This window comes from Bacillus hominis (assembly GCF_018332515.1).
In the GTDB taxonomy this organism is placed as follows: domain Bacteria; phylum Bacillota; class Bacilli; order Bacillales; family Bacillaceae_G; genus Bacillus_A; species Bacillus_A hominis.
Window position 1 is genome coordinate 1 of record NZ_BOQD01000005.1, and the last position, 22,276, is coordinate 22,276.

The 22,276-nt window shown below is 37.7% G+C and carries 17 protein-coding genes and 2 pseudogenes; 5 read left to right on the forward strand and 14 right to left on the reverse strand.

The genetic code is table 11. The features are described 5' to 3' along the window. Positions 1 to 81 precede the first annotated feature (81 nt). The gene (gene dcm, locus KI356_RS00835; protein WP_212934572.1) at positions 82 to 1,365 is read right to left on the reverse strand and encodes a DNA (cytosine-5-)-methyltransferase; all 1,284 of its coding nucleotides are present in this window, start codon (positions 1,363 to 1,365) and stop codon (positions 82 to 84) included. Positions 1,366 to 1,695: 330 nt separating this feature from the next. Between dcm and KI356_RS00840 the strand changes: the two genes are divergently transcribed. Then, positions 1,696 to 3,087, forward strand: coding sequence for a Sau3AI family type II restriction endonuclease (locus tag KI356_RS00840; RefSeq protein WP_212934573.1), 1,392 nt, complete (start codon positions 1,696 to 1,698; stop codon positions 3,085 to 3,087). Between the two features lie 160 nt (positions 3,088 to 3,247). On the opposite strand, the gene KI356_RS00845 is transcribed toward KI356_RS00840, so the two are convergent. Further along, a complete protein-coding gene (locus tag KI356_RS00845; protein WP_212934574.1) occupies positions 3,248 to 4,453 on the reverse strand; it encodes a TerD family protein in 1,206 nt (401 codons plus the stop codon). A gap of 299 nt (positions 4,454 to 4,752) precedes the next feature. On the opposite strand from KI356_RS00845, the pseudogene KI356_RS00850 reads away from it, so the two are divergent. Then, positions 4,753 to 5,134 (forward strand): annotated as a pseudogene (locus KI356_RS00850) (alpha-ketoglutarate transporter); the annotation flags it as partial. Between the two features lie 150 nt (positions 5,135 to 5,284). Further along, a complete protein-coding gene (locus KI356_RS00855; RefSeq protein ID WP_212934575.1) occupies positions 5,285 to 5,623 on the forward strand; it encodes a hypothetical protein in 339 nt (112 codons plus the stop codon). Positions 5,624 to 5,729: 106 nt separating this feature from the next. Here the strand turns inward: KI356_RS00855 and KI356_RS00860 are convergent, their stop codons facing one another. The 4 genes from KI356_RS00860 to KI356_RS00875 all read right to left on the reverse strand — a co-directional run bounded on the left by KI356_RS00860 (position 5,730) and on the right by KI356_RS00875 (position 9,698). After that, positions 5,730 to 6,242: a protein kinase gene (locus KI356_RS00860; protein ID WP_212934576.1), complete on the reverse strand. Its 513-nt coding sequence runs from the start codon at positions 6,240 to 6,242 to the stop codon at positions 5,730 to 5,732. A gap of 170 nt (positions 6,243 to 6,412) precedes the next feature. Then, complete coding sequence (locus KI356_RS00865; RefSeq protein WP_212934577.1) at positions 6,413 to 7,390, reverse strand: ornithine cyclodeaminase family protein; 978 nt, start codon at positions 7,388 to 7,390, stop codon at positions 6,413 to 6,415. Next, complete coding sequence (locus tag KI356_RS00870) at positions 7,384 to 8,619, reverse strand: dicarboxylate/amino acid:cation symporter (RefSeq protein ID WP_212934578.1); 1,236 nt, start codon at positions 8,617 to 8,619, stop codon at positions 7,384 to 7,386. The genes KI356_RS00865 and KI356_RS00870 overlap by 7 nt, the downstream gene beginning before the upstream one ends. Before the next feature lie 26 nt (positions 8,620 to 8,645). Beyond that, positions 8,646 to 9,698, reverse strand: coding sequence for a proline racemase family protein (locus KI356_RS00875; RefSeq protein WP_212934596.1), 1,053 nt, complete (start codon positions 9,696 to 9,698; stop codon positions 8,646 to 8,648). A 113-nt stretch (positions 9,699 to 9,811) separates the two neighbouring features. Here KI356_RS00875 and KI356_RS00880 point away from each other — a divergent pair, with 113 nt between their 5' ends. Beyond that, the gene (locus tag KI356_RS00880; RefSeq protein WP_212934579.1) at positions 9,812 to 11,191 is read left to right on the forward strand and encodes a sigma-54 interaction domain-containing protein; all 1,380 of its coding nucleotides are present in this window, start codon (positions 9,812 to 9,814) and stop codon (positions 11,189 to 11,191) included. A 108-nt stretch (positions 11,192 to 11,299) separates the two neighbouring features. Here the strand turns inward: KI356_RS00880 and lhgD are convergent, their stop codons facing one another. The 6 genes from lhgD to KI356_RS00910 all read right to left on the reverse strand — a co-directional run bounded on the left by lhgD (position 11,300) and on the right by KI356_RS00910 (position 18,664). Continuing rightward, the gene (gene lhgD / locus KI356_RS00885) at positions 11,300 to 12,502 is read right to left on the reverse strand and encodes an L-2-hydroxyglutarate dehydrogenase (RefSeq protein WP_212934580.1); all 1,203 of its coding nucleotides are present in this window, start codon (positions 12,500 to 12,502) and stop codon (positions 11,300 to 11,302) included. A gap of 58 nt (positions 12,503 to 12,560) precedes the next feature. Then, positions 12,561 to 13,499 carry a glutarate dioxygenase GlaH gene (glaH, locus tag KI356_RS00890; protein WP_128283469.1) on the reverse strand — a complete coding sequence of 313 codons (939 nt, stop codon included), beginning with the start codon at positions 13,497 to 13,499 and terminating at the stop codon, positions 12,561 to 12,563. Positions 13,500 to 14,036: 537 nt separating this feature from the next. Beyond that, the gene (locus KI356_RS00895; protein WP_212934581.1) at positions 14,037 to 14,390 is read right to left on the reverse strand and encodes a DUF3870 domain-containing protein; all 354 of its coding nucleotides are present in this window, start codon (positions 14,388 to 14,390) and stop codon (positions 14,037 to 14,039) included. Between the two features lie 32 nt (positions 14,391 to 14,422). Then, on the reverse strand, positions 14,423 to 15,865 hold the full coding sequence (locus tag KI356_RS00900; RefSeq protein ID WP_212934582.1) for an aldehyde dehydrogenase family protein: 1,443 nt from the start codon (positions 15,863 to 15,865) through the stop codon (positions 14,423 to 14,425). A gap of 21 nt (positions 15,866 to 15,886) precedes the next feature. Further along, positions 15,887 to 17,215, reverse strand: coding sequence for a 4-aminobutyrate--2-oxoglutarate transaminase (gabT, locus tag KI356_RS00905; protein WP_212934583.1), 1,329 nt, complete (start codon positions 17,213 to 17,215; stop codon positions 15,887 to 15,889). 18 nt (positions 17,216 to 17,233) lie between these two features. Next, entirely contained in the window at positions 17,234 to 18,664 is a 1,431-nt protein-coding gene (locus tag KI356_RS00910) for an amino acid permease (protein WP_212934584.1), read from the reverse strand. A 302-nt stretch (positions 18,665 to 18,966) separates the two neighbouring features. On the opposite strand from KI356_RS00910, the pseudogene KI356_RS00915 reads away from it, so the two are divergent. After that, positions 18,967 to 19,183, forward strand: a pseudogene (locus tag KI356_RS00915) (YflJ family protein). A 181-nt stretch (positions 19,184 to 19,364) separates the two neighbouring features. Here KI356_RS00915 and KI356_RS00920 read toward each other — a convergent pair. Both KI356_RS00920 and KI356_RS00925 read right to left on the reverse strand, forming a co-directional pair. Beyond that, complete coding sequence (locus KI356_RS00920; protein ID WP_212934585.1) at positions 19,365 to 20,318, reverse strand: TRM11 family SAM-dependent methyltransferase; 954 nt, start codon at positions 20,316 to 20,318, stop codon at positions 19,365 to 19,367. 294 nt (positions 20,319 to 20,612) lie between these two features. Continuing rightward, positions 20,613 to 22,199 (reverse strand): N-acetylmuramoyl-L-alanine amidase, encoded by a 1,587-nt coding sequence (locus KI356_RS00925; RefSeq protein ID WP_212934586.1) that lies wholly within the window; start codon positions 22,197 to 22,199, stop codon positions 20,613 to 20,615. Between the last annotated feature and the right edge of the window lie 77 nt (positions 22,200 to 22,276).

Sequence of the window (22,276 nt, forward strand, 5' to 3'; positions counted from 1 at the left end):
TCTATAGCTAGCTATAGAATCCAGGTTATTCCAATACTTTATTATTTTAAATATCTAATAAGCATGTGCCCTATTTATTTCTTAAAATAAACTCAACTGCACAATACTATCCATCTTCTCTTCTTCTTTGTTAATCTCTAAAATCCTTTGACCCATTCGCTCCACCAAATCAACCACTAAAGCATTTCCCATACAAAAGTATCTATTTCTTTGTGGCATTCCTGTATTCGTCCAGTCCATCGGGAAACCATTTAACAACTCACACTCAGCTGGTGTTAAATATCTTAGCCTTTTTGTATAAGGATCTTCAATTACATGAGAGCTTCTATTGCATGTTCCTTCACTTGTTAACATTGTACGGCCAGGCTTATTTAAATCATCTGGGAAAGCCATTCCTCCTTCAGCGTAGAAGTATTTATGGCCCGTCGCCTTTGATACTCTTTCTTCCTTTTTAGGACCTTTAAGGTACTTAAGTTCCTCAAATTCTGTTCTTCCCTTTTTGTTAATCTTATCCATTTTCAAATAATATGATTCATCGGCAGGGCCAAATTTATCATATACTTTCTGAACAACCTCACCTAAAGTCTCTGGACTTTCAGTTACTGGAACTACTTCTTCAGTATATACTTGTCCATCTATCATCACACCAGAATTATAGTATTCCTCTTTAAATGTATCAGAAACCTCAATAATATCGACCGGCAACTCAAATTGCCCTCTTTTTTTGTTTTCCTTTGGTGCTTCATGCACATTAAAAATCGGAGCGAAGAATCCATGTTTACACAATACTTCTAACGACTTCATTCCATTTTGAACAGATGCGAAATGAGATTCTTTTAGGTACGCAAAAATAAATACTCTTCGTCTTCTTTGTGAATTGCCGTAGTCCGCAGCGTTAATAACTCTCCATTCCACTACGTATCCTGCATCTCTAAAGCTCGCCAGCATAATAGAAAAATCACGGCCTCTTTGTTTTGCTGGTGACTTCAATAATCTATCTACATTCTCTAACAAAACAAACCTTGGCTTGCGAGAATTAACTATGTTCATTATCTCCCAAAAAAGAACACCTTTTTTCCCTTGTATCCCTTTTTCATTTGATAAAGTACGTGCTACAGAATAATCTTGGCAAGGAAAGCCTCCTACTAATAAATCATGCTCAGGTATTTCCTGCCAAGCTTCAGCTATATCTTTATTTACATGTATTCCTTTATTTTCAAAGCGAGTTGCATAACAATTAAATGCATGTTGTGCTTTAGTTGAGGGTTCCCATTGGTTTCCCCAAAGAACGTCAAAGTTTTCGTTTGCTTCCAGTCCTAATCTAAAACCTCCTACTCCCGCGAAAAGTTCTACTACTTTCACCATAAATACACGAACATCCTTTCGGTATTTTATTTATCTATGCTTCATTATAATAAAAAGTGAGGAAAAGATCAACTATAACATTTCAAGAACCATACTTTTTTACAATTCCTTTTCGGCTTGTAACTATTAAGAAAATACTTCGTTACTATGTCAAAAAACAAACGGACTTAAATAAATCCAATATAACTGTTATTTAATAGAACAAACTGACTTTTCCTTCTTATAAATTTTACTTATATAAAATTGAAACAGCTTTTTATTATAGCATAACTTTAATATGCAATGTTTAAAACCATACCACGCAGCACTAGATACAGAAAGGTGATTATTATGGACTACACTACAGTAGAAGAACTAATGCAAAAAGCACATGAAGCTGAAGGAAAAACATTTGGTGAAATCGATACAACTGACCGACTCACAAACGCAAAATCAAAAGGCGGATTAGGTCAAGTAATTGAGGAGAGCTTTTTCGGATATGAAATAAATTCAAATGCAGAAGCTGATTTTAAACACCTTGGTATTGAACTAAAAGTAACAGCGTTTAAACAAAATAAAAACGGTTCATTATCAGCCAAAGAGCGCTTAGTTTTAAATATTATCAACTATATGGAAGAAGTTCATACACACTTTGAGACATCAAGCTTTTGGAAGAAGAACGAAAAGCTACTATTAATGTTCTATGAATGGGTACCTGACGTAGACCGTAAAGATTTTCATATTACAAAAAGCCTTCTATTCACCTATCCTGAAGCTGATTTAGAAATAATTAAACAAGACTGGGAAACCATCGTAAATAAAATTCGTGCCGGCAAAGCACATGAATTATCTGAAGGTGATACAAACTATTTAGGAGCTTGCACAAAAGGTTCCAATAAAAATTCGCTTCGCTCACAGCCGTATTCTGAAATTCAAGCAATGCAAAGAGCTTTTTCATTAAAGCCTTCTTATATGACAGCACTAGTTCGCAGATATCTCCTAAACGAAGAACTAGTAAGTTTTACAACAACAAATGAACTAAAAGGAAAATCGTTAGAAGAAATCCTTTACTCAAAATTTGAGAATTACATAGGCCTAACTGATCAAGAAATCGCTCAAAAATTATCTATCGATTACAAACCTACAACCAAGAGCTTTATTCCATTATTAGTAAGTTCTTTACTTGGCATTAAAGGAACTCGACTCGATAAAATTGAAGAATTTGCGAAAGCTAATATAGAATTCAAGACAATTCGTTTAGAACCCAACGGAAAGCCAGAACAAAACATGTCATTTGAGACAATTGATTTTCATCAATGGACAAATGAATCGTGGGAAGAAAGCGAAATTCGAGAGCGCTTCTATCAAACCAAGTTTTTATTCGTAATTTTTGAATTTAACCAAACAAAAAAAGAAAACCCAAACCGTAAGCTCTACTTTAAAGGTATTAAGCTTTGGAACATGCCTGCCCCTACAATAGAAAAAGAAATACGTGAACTATGGGAAGAAGTTAATAAAGTAATAAATGAAGGCATTCAAATTGAATATAAAACACGTGGTGATAAAGTCGTCGAAGCAAATAACTTACCAAAAATAAATTTCAACGGTGTTGCGCATATTAGACCAAAAGCTCGCAACGGTGCTGATAAAGTAACTTTACCTGATGGCCAGCACATTACAAAGCAGTGTTATTGGTTGAATAGTTCTTATATTGCTGAAATTATTAACAAGACGAATAAATAACTACCTTTTCCATTAACGAAAATGGATTATAACTAGATGGTATATAAAAATTTATCTAGCTATAATCCATTTAATATACACAAATCATGAAAATTAACACATCTTATATAAAATACCTAACAACACTTTCATCTCTGTAAAATCATTTTTTTCTACCTTATCATTTAAAATAATTCTGATAATCCTCTTCATTTTTAAATTCAATCGGCCCAACATCCATTCGAAATTTCCCATTCTCATACAATAGTGGTGAAGCTTCTGAATGGTCCTTCGAGTAGCTTTCTACATGTGAAATCTTCATCTCATTTGAATCGGTAAAATCAATATGCGCAATGCATACCCAATAAGCATGGTTATTTATTTCTAATAAAGGAGCCGTTACGACACTACCCATATGATTATCTACAACTGCCTTGGCTTTCATAGAATAGAAACTTCCTATACCATTTCCAACAGCACTATATGCAGCAAATAAAACATATTTTAAAGCTTCTGGTCGATAAATACGAATTGTTTCTTTTCCTGGTTCCTGCGAATCACCGTCCAACACAATATAAGGCGATACCTTGGAAGAACCTAAATGTTTATAATAAACCTTTCCTATCTCCCCATTGGTTGTTACGTAAAAACAATATAAGTCTAAGTCCTTATTTGTTTCCCACTCTAAAGTAGCTGTTACCATTTTAGATTTTTGTATATTTATAGATTGTTTTTTCTTCAATTCAACCTTCATTACACTTATAGGTTTTTGTACTGGAGGGGGAGTATGAACTATTTTCTTCTCTACAGGAGGAGCTGTTTGTTTTTCATCATCTGCGATTTCTATTCCAAAACTTGTACATAATGCAGCTAAGCCACCAAAATATCCAGCTCCAATAGGATTAAACTTCCACCCTCCTCCATGTCGATATAGCTCTCCTACAATAATGGCACTTTCATCTGTAAAAGGATGTGTGATAGGAAAATGAATAATTTCTAATCCAGATTGTGCGTTGCTTATTTTCAATTGAATACGGGAAACATCTCGTAAAGCCTGTTTCTTCTCTTCAGCATTATGAATTGTAATCGAAAATACAATCTTTTGGACTTCATCTTTTATATGAGTAAAATCTATTGAAAATCTTTGTTTACTTCCATTTGTTATATTTTGATTCAATTGAACAGATCGACAACTAGAATACGGTTGTCCATAGAAAACAAAATCTTCTTCTTTAGTAATTTTCCCATTAAAACCTACTAAAAAAGCTGATGCATCTACATCTATATTCATTGGGGCATCCCAAGTTAAATCTACCAGGAATCCTTTGATCTCTGGATGATTCTTTGTGACGTCTATCTTTTGTCCTCTTACTAAAGTATGTATCATCATAATTCTCCCGTCCTACACCTTTAATGTATTATCATTCAGTCCAATTATACTCCTCTTTAGATTTCCAAGGATATCCTAATAATTATTTTTTAATTTAAATCCCTAAACAATGCGGTGGAGCATCTAACATATCTTCTAACTTATCGAGAAACTCTTTCTACCAACCAATCCCACACCGGCACCCGCGCCCTTACAAAGAAACAAATAAAAAAAGCACCAAGTCCTGAAGTGAACCCGAATAGTGGTACATGAAAAAAAACCTTCAATTTGTCGTTTACATCTACATACGACAGACTGGGTGTTTTATCCTTGTCTCACTTTATTGGGTCACTCCAAAGTATGCAAATTCAATCGTTGCATTCTTACTCATGATGATCGGTGCTACACTTCCATTAACGCAATTGTAAAAGCAGAACACTTCCCAACTGAAATTCGCGCATTAGGCATAAGTTTCCCGTACGCCCCCTAACAGTTTCCATATTCTTTAAAACAACGGAGTTCATTGTTTTATGGCTAAAGAGTATCGGAATGGAATCACTATTCTATTTCTACGTGGCTGGATGTATCGCAATAAGCTTTATTACATATTGGCGTATGGCTGAGTCATCGAAGACTTCGCAGATTGAGGCGGAGCTTGGTGGTGGAGATAGTTTAAAGAATGGTACTAGTTCAAAATAATGCAGTACGAGAGGTCACCTTGAAAGAGGTGGCCTCTCAAAATGAGTTTAAAACCTAGCAACCTAAAAGAAATCCCTCTAAAATGATTGTTATATATGATCGAAAATGTAGAATGAAATTAAAGACAAAAAACACATTTAGGAGGTTATCATGACATTTGATGAATTGAAAAAAAATAAACCAACAACCTCATGGATTGAGTATGATGAAGATGGGGAATTTTTCACTGAAGAAAATATAAGTGCAACAAATACGGTTCTTGACACTTACATTAACCATCTAGAGCAATTAGGTGAGAATCCAACCGAAGTCGAAGTAATGCAAGTTGTTAAAGAGGTAGTTATTAAAATAAATGAACTAAATATCGAACATGACCATTTTATCGAAACAATGGAAAGAGAAGATCTCTATGAATTTATCGATACAGCAGCACGAATAGCTGGCTTAGAATCCGAAGAAGACATCACAGAAGAATGGCGGGAATGGTAAAAAACTGCATACTTGGTGTCTAAGTTTACTCCTTCATAAAACTTTGTCCCTTATTCTCCAATTGGAAAATAAGGGACAAACAAAGCCAATCAAATACTGATATATATTAAAATCTCCACTCATTTCCCATTACTTTAAAATACAGTTTTTCAAATCCACTAAAATACTTACTATAAATACTTAACATTTCAATATATGTATGAATAACTTGACTTAAATCAAAATGAATACCAACTTTAGCTAAGTCATAGCTATCATCTAGACTATATAATTCAAAGTATTCCGCCTCCCAATGCACCCCCCTATTAACTAAAAGTCTAGTGGTGCATTTAATTGATTCTTCAATCGTCAGTTCATGTTTTTTTAGTTTTTCATGAATGACGGAAAGGGTTAATTTAACAGTGTATTCTTCATCAACCGTACTACTAAACTCAAATAACTTCCCTTCCATATCATCTATCTTTGCTTTAGACATTAAGGATATCTCAATTAATTCATATGGCGGATTTTCACTTGCTTCAATCAATTTATCACACCATTGAATTACTTCAGCTTTACTCCACACCCCACAGCAAAGTCCTAAGCCATAAATATGAGTTAATTTTCGAACTAAATCCAAAGTTTCTCACCTGCATTTTTGTTTAATTTTAACAGAATACATGATACATCATATTTGAGATGCATACAGGCATTATAAACAAAAAAAACACCACAATCTCAATATACTTTCATGTGCCAAAATATATGGACCGCCAAACCAAACAAAAAAGACCACCAAAAGGCAGTCCCTCAAAACTCAATCCTATTCCCCACTCCACGCTCCACCGCTTTCTCATACAAATACTTCGCAACAATAATATCCACTACCGCCAAACCAACTGATTTGAAAATAGTAATCTCTTCATCGTTTTCGCGGCCGGCTTTTTCTCCGCTTATAATTTGACCGAGTTCAGCGTGAAGATTGCTAGCTTTAAATAAACCTTCTTTTATCGGAACTTGAAGGTCACCTGTTTCTTCTAGTGCTGCTTCTTTTGATTCAACTACTACTTTATTTGCATTAGCGATGGCGTGAGATGGTAGTTCTTGCATGCTCGGTCTGAATGAGCCGACGGCGTTTACGTGGACGCCTTTTTGCAATGTTTCTGTGAAGACTGGTGTGGATGCGTTCGTAGTTGTGACAATGATGTCTGCTTCGCTTATGGCTTCATTCGCATTGGAATAGACGTATGCAGGTTTACCTAATTTCTCTTGTATATATTGCGCAAATGCATACGCTTTTTCTTCCGTTCGGTTGTATAAAATGATTTTTTCAATGTCCCTAACGGCGAGTACAGCTTCAGCGATTCCTTTCGCCTGTTCACCGGTGCCGATGATGCATAAAGTTTTGGCGTTTTGACGAGCTAGGTGTTTTGTCGCTACTCCTGATAAGGCGCCTGTTCGGATCATCGTTAAGTACGATCCTTCTAAAAGTGCGAGTGGTTCTCCCGTTTGGAAGTCTGATAGCATCACAATACCGTTTATCGTTTTCTTTCCTATCTTTTTGTTGTGCGGGACTACTGTTACTATTTTTACTCCGAGCGCTTCAAGTCCTTCCGCGACTGAAGGCATAATTAATGCGGTATTTTGCTCGTTCGCAAATGGTAATGAGCCGCGTATTGGTGTAATCGTTCTTTCTGCGGAAAATTCTTGTAAAGCAAGCGCCGCGTATTCAATAACTTCGTTCATATTTACTAAGTTTCTTTGTTCGTTCGCGCTTATGACTAGCATATTTGTTCACCCTTTCCTATATTCTTTTCCTCACTTTGTGCTATATTTTCATTCACGACCTGCGCTCCTACTAAATCACCCGTAATATTTACAACCGTGTGACCCATATCAACGAGCGGAGAAACAGCTGCGATGATCGGGATAATTGTTAGCGGAAGCCCTAGTGTAGAAAGTAAAATGGTCGCGGTAATAACGTCCGCACCTTTTACTCCAGCACAGCCCGCTGCAAGGACGATTCCTAAAAATACAGTTTGCATAATAAGCCCAAATGTAATTGGAATACCGTATACGTTTAATGCGAAAACCGCTAATACACCAAGCGCTGCTGATAGTCCGTTCATATTAACAGTAGCTCCAAGCGGAATGGTGAAACCAGCTACTGACTCAGGGATACGAAGTCTTTTTTGCGCCACTTCCATCGTTACCGGAAGCGTTGCGCTACTTGATGTCGTACTAGCAGCTACGAGCATAGCTGGACTCACTTGTTTGTAAAAATAAATTGGGCTTATCTTTCCGAAAACTTTCAGTACAATTGGGTACATAATGAACACAATGAGTAGCAATGATAAATAATCAGCTACTACATAGCTAACGACCGCAGTAAGCATGTCAGCTCCAAATGTGCCAACTACATGAGCAATTAACGCCATAATTCCGTATGGAGCAAATCCAATAACGAGCTCTGCAATTTTAATCATGACTCCTGATCCTTCATGTACTAATTTACGAATTCCTTTCGCTTGATCTCCAAGAAGAATTAGTGCCATCCCGACAAAAATAGCAAAGATTATAATTTGAAGCATGCTCGTTTCTGAAGCTGCTTGAATGACGTTAGAAGGAAACCATTGCACGATATTATCTACAAAACTAAACTTCTCTTCTTTAAAATTCTGTCCGCTCGCAAGAAGACCTTCTACTCCTTTACCAGGATTGATAATATAAGCAATTACTACGCCGATACTTGTCGCTAATACAGCCGTGACTGCATAGTAAATGAAAATTCTCCCACCAATTGCTCGTAACATTTTCGGATTTTCAAGTTGCGCGATACCTGAGACGATACTTAAAAAAGTTAACGGAACAATAATCATTTGTAATAAACGAATAAATATATCCCCCATCGGTTTTAAAACAGCTACTTTCGGTCCAAATGCTACCCCTAAAGCAATACCGATTAATGCCCCTATCAAAATTTTCACAGGCAAATTTTGTTTTCGCCACCACTTCATCCAAAGGTCCCTCCCTTAAGAAAACATTAAGCTAACAAAAACCCCCGATTTAACACATCTCTCGGATCTACTACAAACTGATGAAATCCTGTAATAAAGGCCTGCCCCGTTACTTTCGGAATGACTGCTTCATATTTATCTACCCCTGTTACGGATAATACTTCTCCCTCAAATTGTCCGTCAGTGATGCATTCGTGGATGAAAATTTCTCCTTTTTGCAGGGCGTCTTTTTCAAAAAGGGTTGCGATTCTTGCAGAAGTTCCTGTGCCGCAAGGAGAACGGTCTACTTGCCCATCAGCGAAGATCGTTACATTTCGTAACGTAGCGTCTTTTTCTTTCGGTTCGTCTGAGAAAATAACGCCGTATATTCCTTTTAAATCTTCTTCAAGTGGATGCTTTACTTCCATCTGATTTTCAATATAATGCTTAATTTTACCGCCCCACGTTTGAATTGCAGGTAAGTCTTTAAAATCGACCTTCAAACCAAATTCTTTACTATCTACTACTGCGTAAAATGCTCCGCCAAATGCGATATCTACTTGAAATTCATAGTCATCTATTTTAATAGGAACATCTTTTTTGTATACAAATGAAGGAACATTTTCAAATGATACAGACTCTACTTCACTCCCGTTAAATTTTGCATACGCAATAACTTCCCCAGCAGGACTATCGATAATGAATTTTTGTTTTTCACCTGTCACTTCAAACATACCAGTTTCAATTCCCACTGTAATAACAGCGATAATGCCGTGACCACACATCGTACTCCAGCCTTCATTGTGCAAAAATAGTACGCCAAAATCAGCGTGAGCACTTGCGGGCGGTGTAATGATACAACCGTACATTCCGTGATGTCCTCTCGGTTCATACATAAGAACCTCACGAAGATGATCCAAATGTTCCATGCAGTATGAACGTCTTTCTAACTGCGTTTCTCCCTTTATCTCTGGCACTCCGCCCGTAATAATTCGAAGCGGTTCCCCAGCTACGTGAGCATCAATTGTTGTGTATATTTTACTAACCTTCATTTCTATCTCTCCCCTATATGTTGATACTATTTTTATTGCAAATACCATGCCAATGTACAAAGCGTTAATTTGTTTACATTTTTCTGAAAAAGATGTATCCTTTTGGCAACAAATCTGTATACTACTGTCTACTTTTTTATAAAATCTCTGGAGGCTATGTTATGAAACAATTCGATACCTTTGCAGTTCCAACATTGCATACACTCCTCTCTTACGTGGAAGAGGCGATTTCTATCGTAAATACGAAGGGCGTTATGTTGTACTGGAATGAGGCAGCAGAAAAAATGTATGACATTAAGAAGGAAGATATTATCGGAAGGAATGTGCAAGAATTCTTTTCCAAAGAAGATATTATGAATTTAAAAGTTCTTGAGAGCGGGCAACCAGTTCGGGATATTTATCATCTTCCGCGACCAGATAAACACGTATTAATTAGTACGACTCCTATTTATAACGACGACAACGAATTAGTTGGTTCTATGTCTGTAGAAAGAGATATTACTGCGACGATTAAGTTAAATGAAAAATTATCCTCTACTTCTGAAGAATTACAGCAATTAAAGCAAATGATTCAGCATCAGCAAGATGACCCCTTCAGCACGATTAAAGGAAATAACGCAACACTTCAGCACATTATCCACAACATGAAAAAGGTAGCAAAAACTGATGCGACGATTTTAATTACAGGAGAAAGCGGCGTTGGGAAAGAGCTATTTGCCCAGGCCATTCACGAAGCAAGCCTTAGAAACAAGCAACCCTTTATCCCGATTAATTGCGGCGCTATTCCTACCGCTCTCTTTGAAAGTGAGTTATTCGGTTATGAATCTGGGGCATATACTGGAGCCGCTAAAGGCGGAAAAGCAGGAAAGTTAGAATTAGCAAGTGGCGGTACTTTATTTTTGGATGAAGTGGGAGAACTCCCCATTGATATGCAAGTGAAACTACTTCGCGCTTTACAAGAAAAAGAGATTTACCGAATTGGCGGACAAACGCCGAAAAAAATAAACGTAAGAATTATTGCCGCGACGAATCGTATTTTAGAAGATATGGTGCTCAGCGGAACTTTTCGATCTGATTTGTTTTATAGATTAAATGTTTTCACAGCGCACATCCCGCCGCTAAGAGAGCGCACAGACGATATTTCCTTTTTAACTCATCATTTCTTAAAAGAATTTTCGTTTAAATATAACAAGCCCGCTCCATTCGTTCATCAAGAAGCAATGAATCGATTGCATACATATTTTTGGCCGGGTAATATTCGTGAACTACGCAATATAATAGAAAGATTAATTGTCCTTCATGACAGGAAAGAAATACGCGAAGCAAATATTTTGCAGCTATTGCCTTCGCAGAAATCTGTCCATCATACAGAGCGCTCACTCACTGATGAGAAAAAGAACTTAGAGAAAACTAGAATTATACAAGCTCTCGAAGACACATACGGAAACAAAAGCATCGCTGCGAAAAAATTAGGCATGTCCCGCGCTAATTTATATAAAAAGTTGAAGAAGTATGGGATTACTTATGAAGTAGAACATTAATCAGTGGGTTTTTGTCATCCCCACTGATTATTAGCCTACAACCAGTCCACCCGAGGACACTCTGGCATCCAAAACTAAAAAAATCCCCCAAAAACCTCGGGGGACCCATCAAACCCTAACCGCCACCACATCCGGCACTTGCTTCGCAATCTCCTCACCAATTTTTATACTAGCTGTTGCGGCTGGAGATGGTGCGTTGCAAATATGCAGAGAATTGATACCAGGGATAATACAGAAATCATCAACCATATTTCCGTTCGATAAAATGGCTTGTGCTCTTACACCTGCATGCGTTGGGACGATATCTTTCTCTGTCAGTTCTGGTATTAAGCGCTGCAAGCTTTTTAAAAATGATTGTTTACTAAATGAGCGCACCATTTCTTTTATGCCTTCTTTCATATTTGGCATCGCCATTTTCCAAAAGCCTGTGTATGTCATTGTTTCCATGAAATCTTTCATATTAAAGTCTGTTTTCGTATAACCTTCGCGTTTGAAGCTTAATACTGCGTTCGGTCCTGCATGTACGTCTCCGTTTATCATTCTTGTAAAATGAACACCTAAAAATGGGAATTCTGGATTTGGGACTGGATAGATTAAATGTTTTACGAGATGGCGTTTTTCCGGGACGAGTTCATAATATTCACCGCGGAACGGAACAATTTTCATATCCGTTAATATTCCTGTCTTTTTCGCAATGCGATCGCTGTGTAAGCCGGCGCAGTTAATGAGAAATTTCGTTTTAAATACTCCTTGATTTGTCTCAATTGTTACGGCGTCTTTTTTCTCAGTAATACGCTCCGCTGCTGTTCCTAAATGTACTTCTCCGCCGCTTTCTTGGATCAAACGGGCAAACGCATAACTTACTCCTTTATAATCAGCAATTCCGCAAGAAGGAACACGGATTGCGCCAAGTCCTTTTACATGAGGTTCAATTTCAGCTAATTCTTCCTTATCTATTTTTAAAATATGTAAATCGTTTTGTAAGCCTCTTTCATATAAGTTATGTAAAAGAGGAAGTTCTTCTTTTTCTGTAGCGACAATTACTTTTCCGCACATGTCATAAGCGATGTCATTTTCTTTACAAAATTGAACCATAGCTGCGTTTCCTTCTTTGGCAAACTTTGCTTTATAACTTCCTGGTTTATAATAAATTCCAGAGTGAATTACTCCGCTATTATGTCCAGTTTGATGATGTGCAAGTTCCTTTTCTTTTTCAATGATCGCGATTTTCGCACGAGGGAATTTTTTCGTTAAAGCCATTCCAGTTGAAAGACCAACAATTCCTCCGCCAATAATTATAAAGTCATACATCCTACTTCCCCCTTAATATGATGAAAGGCAGGCCTTTTTTAAGACCCGCCGTACAAACTTATTTAGAAAAACAACCACGCTGACGCATTAGTTCTCTATATAAATCTTTATTTTTCTCAAACGCAGCTCTTCCATGCATCCAAAATAAGTTGTTTAAAAGAACTAAGTCACCAATTGGTAATTTTAATGCATGTGTTGCTGGTGAGTTTTCAACAGAATATGATAAGTCTTTCAGATAGTTTGCTTGTTCAATATTATCTGGATAAGCGAACTGATCAATAAAGCAAATACATGGTGCGTTATTCACATCAAAAAATGTTTCACGATAGACGATTTCTTGCGCATTTTTACTTGGTGGTGCTTTATACGTAACTTTAACAGATGCGAGTGAATGGTTTCTAAATTTTTGAAGATCTTCCCAATCGTCTAAATGTAGTAAACGGGATTCCCCTCCTACTGCATTTTGTTCTTCAATTTTCATCATAAGAAGCCAATCTGTCGGTTCATCAACGAATGTACCGTCTGTATGAAGTGTAAACAATCGGTACGCTTGGCGAAGGTAAGAATCACTACTATCTGTATCTTTCACATTAAATCTAGCATAATACGTTCCTGTCATTGCATCAAAGTTTGGCGCCCCGATTAAATGTGTTAATGCTGTTGCAAATTTCACGTAGTCTGCTGGATCTGCCGTTTCACCTTGCACCCCAATTGTAAATCCACCCGTTTCACGGTCATGAACAATGCCGCGAATGTTATCCATAAATGATTGCCCAAAAATCTTCCTCATGCTATCCGCAAGATTAAACCGAGAATACGGAATGTATTGTAATGACTGCTCTGAATGCTCTTGTACCTCTTCAAAAAACTGCTTAAGCAATTGCTGATTTAAAACAATATGATATAAACGCTTATGCTCTGGATGAGGAACAATTTCATACCCCTCATATTTCTTTGCAAATTTCATCTTCGTACTTTGTTCTGTAATAATCGACATTTCAATTCCTCCCTAATTTAAATATGAAGAACTTATGGACGCTTTTTACAGACAGTTATCCTTATCTTCTTATGCCGAGATTCGGTCTTACTGCCCTAACATCGAAAAAGCCAGTCATACGCATCCACGACATAAAATCGTAGAAACGTACAACTGGCTCATAATTACGAATGTTCTTTAATCTCTTAAAGTACAATAATAATAGACAGTTTGTATGAAAATATTTGTAAAACAGGAAAGCAAGATCGGATATAGAGAAGGCTAATTTCTCATATGGATCTTATTAATTAAATAATAATTCAAAATATTCTAACTGTCAATTCATTTTTTATTATTTTCTCTACATACTTTACACATTTTACAAACTCCCTTACTTTCCGCACACCCTCTTTTTTTCGTCTCTTGTTTTACAACTTGAACTTCACTTAACTTTTTCATATTTTTTCCTCCTTATTATATGCAACAAAAAAAGGCCAGTTATATCCCTTTAAAGGAAATACAACTGGCTCTCGTTTATGGTTGTAAACTAGACAGTTTTTATGGTGTTGTTTCCTCATACTCTCCCTGAGGCTGTTCATCATTTAAATAACTTACATATTGGCGATGTAAATCTTTTACCGCACTGACGATAGCATTTTGCGCTTTTCCTTGATAATGGTCCATAATATCTTGAACGATTTCTTCAATACCATCTTGCAAACTATGTCCTCTCAAAATTTGAGCGACGAAGTCTCTACCGTGCTCTGTCGCAAGCGTACATGACGCTTCAATAATGACGTGATATTTATGATCTGCCTCAATTGTAATTGTTAATGTTTCGTACATACTGCGAACAGCCATCCCTTTCGGAAGTCTCGAATGTCCTGCCATAAAAAATGTCCCTTTACGCATATTTCATCCTCCGTTACTATGTTTTTGACTACTTATACTTGATCTACGTATACTGTCTTTATTCTCGTGTAAAATTCTTTCGCCGCTTTTCCTTGTTCACGCGGTCCAGCACTAGAATTTTTCATTCCGCCAAACGGAACTTGCGGTTCTGCTCCTGCAGTTTCTGAATTTACATGAACCATTCCAACTTCCATATCATCAATAAATCGTTGCGACAAACTTAAATTATTCGTACAAATCGATGCGCTTAGTCCATATTCTGTATCGTTCGCTAAAGAAACTGCTTCCTCATAACTATTCACTTTAAATAAACATATAACTGGGCCGAAAATTTCTTCTTTTGCAATGCGTGCATCTTTGTCTACATTTTCAAAAATAGTCGGTAAAACATAACACCCTCGCTGCAGTTCAGCTTCGTCCGGCACGCTGCCTCCATACAGTAAAGAAGCCTCTCCTTTTCCTACTTCAATCATCGATAAAATAGATTGCTGCTGCCCCTTAGAAACACATGGACCCATAAATGTATTACTATATAGCGGATTCCCAACTGTAAGAGCTTCAGTGCGCTGCAACAGTCGTCCCTTGAATGCTTCATAAATGCCTTCTTCAACTATTACTCTACTTGTTGCGGTACACTTTTGCCCCGTTGACATAAACGCACCTTTTATCGTAATATTTACCGCTTTTTCAATATCGGCATCCTTTAATACAACTAACGGATTTTTCCCGCCCATTTCTAATTGGACTTTTTTCCCAGTTTCAACGGCTGCTTTTTGAATGATATTTCCAACGTGATTAGAACCAGTAAAGGATACCGCTTTTATATCCGGATTTCCCGTTAATTCTGCCCCAACTTCAGAGCCTTTTCCGAATACACAATTTATAACGCCGGCTGGAATGCCTGCCTCATGAAAAGCATTTACAAGATGGTACACCGATTTTGGCGTAACTTCAGCCGGCTTAATTACAATCGTATTTCCGTAAATAAGTGCCGGCGCCATTTTCCACACTGGAATCGCAATTGGAAAGTTCCACGGCGTAATTAATCCGACCGGCCCGACTGCCACACGTTTACTGTAAAGCATTGTACTTTCATTAGCAGACGGTATGATTTCTCCGCTCGGCTGATTCGCTTCCCCGGCATAATATTCAAGAATGCTAATCGCCCGCTTCGTCTCGCCTATCCCTTCCGCAATCGTCTTTCCTTCTTCATTTGTTACATCCCGGCCAACTTCATTTACCTTTTCTTTTAAAATAGCTGCCGCTTTCCATAAATAGCTCGCTCTTTCTTGAAACGATAATTTTTGCCATTTATGAAAAGCTTCTTTCGCTGATGCGATTGCTACTCGTGTATCCTCTACTGAACTAAACGGAAATTCACCTAGCACTTCCCCGTTATGCGGATTATAATTTTTAACGTATGCATTCGTGGAAGGTTCTCTCCACTCACCGTTTATATAATTGAAAAACCTCATTCCCCTGCCCCCACCATTTTTTTATTTTGATAGTTTCGCAATAGCAGCTTCTAAAATAGTAAGCCCTTCTTCAAGCTGTTCATCTGTTATAACAAGAGGCGGTAAGAAGCGAAGCACATTACTATAAATACCAGCGCTTATCGTAATTACTCCTTTACTATGCGTTTCCTTCATAATCGCTTTAACCTCTTCCGCTGCTGGCTCTTTCGTCTCTTTATCTTTTACAAGCTCGATTGCAGTCATAGCACCAAGGCCCCTGACATCACCAATTAGTTCGTATTTATCTTTCCAGCTATTAAACACTTCCATCATGCGCTCGCCGATTTCTACAGCGCGCTTTACTAAATTCTCTTCTTCTATTACATCTAAAACAGCTAATGCAGCCGCGCAAGCAGCCGGACTTCCTGAGAAAGTACCACCTAATTGACCTGGTCCAGGTGCATCCATCAAATCCGCTCGTCCTGTTACTGCACTAAGCGGCATACCGGCAGCGATAGATTTTGAAAATGTCATTAAATCAGGTGCTACGCCGAAATGATCCATTGCAAATAAGCTTCCCGTACGAGCAAAACCAGTTTGAATTTCATCCGCAATCATAATAATTCCATATTTATCACAAATATTTCGTACTCCTTGCATGAACGTAGTCGTCGGAACGATAAATCCGCCTTCGCCTTGAAGCGGTTCCAAAATAATCGCAGCGATATTATCACTTGCTACTTCCTCTAGCATAAAGCGTTCGAAATATGCTAAAATTTGCGCGTCTACTTCTTCTGATGTCAGTCCTTCTTCAGCACGGTAGTAATATGGATATGGTAATTTGTATACTTCTGATGCAAACGGCCCAAAACCATGCTTGTACGGTTTCACTTTACTTGTAAGTGACATCGTCAAAAGTGTACGCCCGTGATAGGCACGCTCAAACGAAACAATCGCACTTCTTCCCGTTGCTTTTCTAGCAATCTTCACCGCATTTTCTACTGCTTCCGCACCGCTATTCGCAAACATCGTTTTTTTCTTGAAATCACCTGGCGTTAATTCATTCAGTCTTTCCGCGAGTGCAATATAACTTTCATACGGCGCTACGTGAAAACAACTATGAATAGAAGATTCCACTTGCTCTTGAATCGCCTTCACTACTTTCGGATGACAGTGCCCGACGTTTTGCATACCAATTCCGCCCGCAAAGTCGATTAATTCATTGCCATCTACATCTGTAATAATCGCTCCCTTTGCTGATTGCACATACAACTCTGTAATATTGTAAGGCCCTTCTGGCACCGCATTTTTTCTTCTTTCATGTAATATGCTAGATTTTGTAGTTGTAATATCTTTCTTTTCTTTCAACATGGAACACAACCCCTTTTCTTATTCTTTCTCTATGCTAACTTCCGAATCTTTTATAATCGTAAAATCATTCAACTTTTGCTTATCGAACTTTCTAACTCTTAAAAAATAACTTATTATTACTAGGATCGTAGCTAGTAACGTCATGTAAAACTGCATCCGCATATCTGCTATAAATGCTTGTGAAACAAATATCGTAATAATCATTAAAAGCGTTGCATATGTGAGATAAGGGAATAACCACATTTTCACTTTCAGCTTTCCAGCCCCTTCTCTTTCTCTTTCTCTTTCTCGTCTTAACTTGACATGTGAAACGGCAACGAACATATACATCAGCATCGTTACACCACCTGAACTATTCGCTAAAAACGCAAACAGTTTATCAGGAGATATAAATTTCAACATCGCGCAAATAAATGCAAATACGATACTTGCATAGATCGCTACAACCGGTGTCCCTCTACTATTTAACCGTGAGAAACTAGCCGGAGCATCACCTTTTTTAGCAAGTGAAAATAACATACGCGAACTCGTATATATACCTGAGTTCATAACGGAAAGTAGTGATAAAAATACAACACCATTCATAATTTCTGCGGCTGCAGGTACTCCTGCCATATTAAATAAACTTGCATACGGAAGTTTTAATAACTCCTTATCCGTCCACGGAATAAACATAACTAAAATTGTTACCGAACCGACGAAGAAAAGCATAAGGCGCCATACTACACTATTAATCGCTCGTATAACATTCTTCTCTGGATTTTCCGATTCCCCGGCTGCAATAGCGGCGACTTCGCTTCCCGATAAAGAGAAAGAAATAAATACAACGCTCAGTAAGACAGGGACAATTCCATTAGGGAAGAAGCCTCCATTTTCCGTAACCATAGCGAGACTCGGTCTCTCCACTCCCGGAACAAGTCCAAAAAACATCGAAACTCCTAAAATTAAAAACGCAACAATCGCAATAACTTTAATAAACGCTAACCAATATTCAAACTCACCGTACAATTTTACTGAATATACATTCGTCATCGTCATTAAAAGGACCATACATAAACTCGCAATCCATGCTGGAACCGAAGGGAACCAATTGTTAATCATCACGCCTAAAAGCACCGCTTCAATTGCGATAATAATGACCCAGTTAAACCAATATAACCACCCAATCGTATACCCTGCCCACGGCCCAATTGCTTTGTTCGCATACGTTGCGAAAGAACCGCTATCAGGATTTTCCGCTGCCATTTCTCCTAACATCCGCATCACGAGCACAACCATTAAAGCGCCGATAATATAGGACAAAATCGCCGCAGGCCCTGTCGATTGAATAATCGTTCCACTTCCTACAAACAAACCGCCCCCAATAACACCGCCAATCGAAATCATTGTTATATGCCGAGTTTTTAAATCCTTTTGTAACTCCTTTTTCTCTTTAGCCAAATAATTCACCAGCCCCCCATTAGCGTGAACGTGCATCATCAACCTTGATAACGCTTTCTTAAAATCCCCTCCTACTTTAACTAAAAAATAAAAAGAGCCAGAAAAACAATGTACACATTTACATTGGATTTTACTGTCTCTATCCTTATGGCTCGTCCTCCTGCTAAGGAAGTTCAAGTGGAAAGAAGCTCCGCTATTCAATTGAACAAAAGTAAACTCGGGCTTGCAGGGAGGCTAATCACTGTCATCCGATAATAAGCTAATCATAATACAAATAAACAGAATATTCAATATTCACTTTTGTAAATTTTATGAATAAAAAAAGAAAATTCTCTCGCCCCGGCACATATACTGTTCAAAAGAAAAAAAGGAAGTGGTCTCATGTATTACGGAACAAAAGGCTGGTACGTAGCTGAGCTTAAAAAATTAGGTGTTCGCTATCATGAAGGACGAAAACTAGAAAGTTACCGCGGACACGTATTACGCAATTTATTAATCGCACAACAAGAGAAGACGAAAGAAGAGTAATCTGATATCGATCGATTCTCGTAATATTTCGCGATTTTTCAAATATATCGATCACAACTCGGAATATATCGACGTTTCGACAAATCCCGCCAAATCATCCCTCCATTCCACCAACCAATCACACATCATGCTACAATAGTACAAACCAAAAAAGGTCACCCAAACGGGTGACCTTTCTTTCCTATTCACAAACAAGAATTTGTCTAGAAAATGATCCTTTTCTTGTGATACAGCGGTCTGTAATTTCAAATCCCGCTTCATGAATCATGTCGTCCATTGTTTCCATCGTTACTACGACTACTTTTTTTGCAATGCGGCGCGCACTTGAGAGGATTGAGAGTTGATCTTCTGGTGTTGCGTGCGTAAATAGGTCGTACGGCATATCAATAATTGCAACGTCGTAGTTCTCAGTAAGTTCTTCAATTGGGCCTTTTGTTACTGTTCCTTCAAACCCGAAATGTGCGATGTTTTTTCTCGTTCCAAGAACCACAAGTGGATTTATATCTCTACCAACGATGTTAATCCCCATAGAAAGTGCTTCCACTACTACTGTTCCAATACCGCAGCACGGGTCAATAGCTCGTACTCCATCTGGGTTTGGTACAGCGATATTTGCGACAGCTCTAGCAACACGTGTGCTCAGTGATGTCGAATAGCTATGCGGTTTTTTTATATGATGATACCAAACCGGATCACTTTCTACATAGTGTCCGAAGTACCAGCGTCCTCCAAGAGGAACAATCCCGAATACACGCTCTGGATTACGAACATCCGCTTCTCCTTCAATATGCATGCCGAGGTCTCGTTCAATAAGGCGTCTTTCCCCATATTCAATTTTATTTTCTTTACCAAGATCATTGATTTTAACGAAGATAACTTTGAATGTCGCTCCCGCTAAATCAATTTGTTCCACTTGTTCTAAAATGCTTTCTAAGTCGTCCCCTTCATACATAACCTCAACGCGTTCTTTAATAAACGGACTTCTACTCGGAGCAATCTTGACTTCACTTTTCAAAATATTAACGTGAGACTCCATCCCAAAGAACGAACGCATTTCCAAGTAACATAAAGCACGTTCCTCTTCTCGAAACGCATACGTATATATACATGCAGGTGTTTTACTATGATTACTCAATCTATTATCATCCTTTATCGTTTAAAATTGTTATGATCACAATTACTCAAATACTTTTCCATATAAAATTAAATGATATCACATGCCCGAAATAAAGAGAAACCTTTATAATTCATTTAATAAAGTGAAACTTTAATCAGCCCTCGCCAATCGGGCTTTTACGGGCAGCAGGGCTCCCACCTAACTTCTTTGCTCCAGCCGAATTTTGAGGTGGGAGTTTTACTGCCTAGCAAATAGCGGGATAAATAAAAGAGACTGCCTCTTGGCAATCTCTTCTATCATTCTCTCTATTTATTAACGGTAAGAAGATACGTTATTACCCATTGCTTCGTAGTAATCTAGAATACCTTGATAAATAGCTTCTGCTGCACGTTGTCTCTGTTCTGGTGTAGCTACTTTACTTGCATCACTTGTATTATCTACAAATGCTAATTCTGCTAATACAGCTGGCATTGTATTTTCTCTAATTACATATAAATCGCCTTCTTTCACACCACGGTCTTTTGTTCCAAGTGCTGTTACAAGACGTTTTTGAATTTTTTCTGCTAATAAACGACTTTCTTCTGTATTTGGATTCGTTGCTCTTGTCGTTGATGCATAATAGAATGTTTCTGTACCTTGTCCATTTTTATATTGAGAACCGTTGCCGTGAATACTTACAAAGATATCACCGTTATTTTTTTGAGCAAATTCTACACGTTTTTGTAAAGACTCAGGAGCACTACTTCCAGGTCTTGTATCATCATCACGAGTTAATAACACAGTGAATGGTGTCTTTTTCTCAAATATTTTCTGTAATCGTAAAGATGTGTCTAATACGATTTGACTTTCTTTCTCGTATACACCTTGGTTACCCGAATCTATTCCACCATGACCTGGATCAATAATAATCGCTTTACCTTCTAGGAAGTTACCTTGTTTCACTGGGTTTAATTGATTTTTATCAACCCATTGGAAGCCAGCTCCCATACGGATACGAATCCAACTATCTTTTTCTTCAATAACAGTTACTTGTTGTGCTTTATGTGTGCCTGCCACTGTAGACGTATGTGAAGCTTCTTGATATGTAGTGAATTCTTGATTAATAGACTCTGTTTTTTCTTGTAATGGTGTCCACTTCTCACCTTTACTTGTTACAACCTTCAACCAACCGTCCGCTCTTTGCTCTGTCACTTCAATCATTTGTGGCTTATGTTGAACGTCAGTAATACCAGATGATAATGATGCTTGATGATATGTAATAAAGTTTCTATTCATATACATTCTTTTCGATGTATTTGTTTTATTTTTATCTGCCATCGCGATGAACTGAGCTGCTTCAGCACGAGTTACAGTTCCTTCAGGATTCCAGCCATTTCCTGTACCCATTGAAATTTCTAAAGCTACTAAAATATTAGCTTTTTCCTTACCCCAATGAGGTTCCAAATCTTTAAACTGTGTTGGAAGTTCTCCAATAATTTTCTTATCTAATGAGTACGCTTGTACTAACATAGATGCCATTGATGCACGGTTAATTTGGCTTGATGGATTGAATTTCCCAGTACCATCTCCACTAATTACACCTGCTTTTTCTACTGCAGCAATATATGGTGCTGCCCAATGATCTTGCGCATCTTTAAAAGATGGTTTCGCTTTTGGATCAATTGGTAAACCAAGAACTACCGCTAATATTTTTGCAGCTGATCCTTTATCTACTGCTTCAGATGGAGAAAACGTTCCATCTGGTTTTCCATCAAGCGCTTTTTTACTTACTAAATAATCAACTGATTCCTGTGCCCATGTAGGAACATCCGAAAACTTCTTCGCTGCTGCGAAACTACTTACTGGAGACGATAATAAACTTGCGGCTAAAATACCTGCCGCGACTGCACGATACTTCATAAATAATAATACTCCCCTCGAAAATTAATGTCGAAAACTAATAATCTTAATATACAAATTTCAGCAAAATCAAATTA

Bases quoted from the DNA above. Each gene is read 5' to 3' on its own strand.
- KI356_RS00870 (WP_212934578.1), bottom strand. From the start codon at position 8,619: ATGAAGTGGTGGCGAAAACAAAATTTGCCTGTGAAAATTTTGATAGGG.
- glaH (WP_128283469.1), bottom strand. From the start codon at position 13,499: ATGTCGATTATTACAGAACAAAGTACGAAGATGAAATTTGCAAAGAAA.
- KI356_RS00865 (WP_212934577.1), bottom strand. From the start codon at position 7,390: ATGCTAGTCATAAGCGCGAACGAACAAAGAAACTTAGTAAATATGAAC.
- KI356_RS00880 (WP_212934579.1), top strand. From the start codon at position 9,812: ATGAAACAATTCGATACCTTTGCAGTTCCAACATTGCATACACTCCTC.
- KI356_RS00855 (WP_212934575.1), top strand. From the start codon at position 5,285: ATGACATTTGATGAATTGAAAAAAAATAAACCAACAACCTCATGGATT.
- KI356_RS00895 (WP_212934581.1), bottom strand. From the start codon at position 14,390: ATGCGTAAAGGGACATTTTTTATGGCAGGACATTCGAGACTTCCGAAA.
- dcm (WP_212934572.1), bottom strand. From the start codon at position 1,365: ATGGTGAAAGTAGTAGAACTTTTCGCGGGAGTAGGAGGTTTTAGATTA.
- KI356_RS00840 (WP_212934573.1), top strand. From the start codon at position 1,696: ATGGACTACACTACAGTAGAAGAACTAATGCAAAAAGCACATGAAGCT.
- KI356_RS00845 (WP_212934574.1), bottom strand. From the start codon at position 4,453: ATGATACATACTTTAGTAAGAGGACAAAAGATAGACGTCACAAAGAAT.
- KI356_RS00875 (WP_212934596.1), bottom strand. From the start codon at position 9,698: ATGGTATTTGCAATAAAAATAGTATCAACATATAGGGGAGAGATAGAA.
- KI356_RS00925 (WP_212934586.1), bottom strand. From the start codon at position 22,199: ATGAAGTATCGTGCAGTCGCGGCAGGTATTTTAGCCGCAAGTTTATTA.
- lhgD (WP_212934580.1), bottom strand. From the start codon at position 12,502: ATGTATGACTTTATAATTATTGGCGGAGGAATTGTTGGTCTTTCAACT.
- gabT (WP_212934583.1), bottom strand. From the start codon at position 17,215: ATGTTGAAAGAAAAGAAAGATATTACAACTACAAAATCTAGCATATTA.
- KI356_RS00900 (WP_212934582.1), bottom strand. From the start codon at position 15,865: ATGAGGTTTTTCAATTATATAAACGGTGAGTGGAGAGAACCTTCCACG.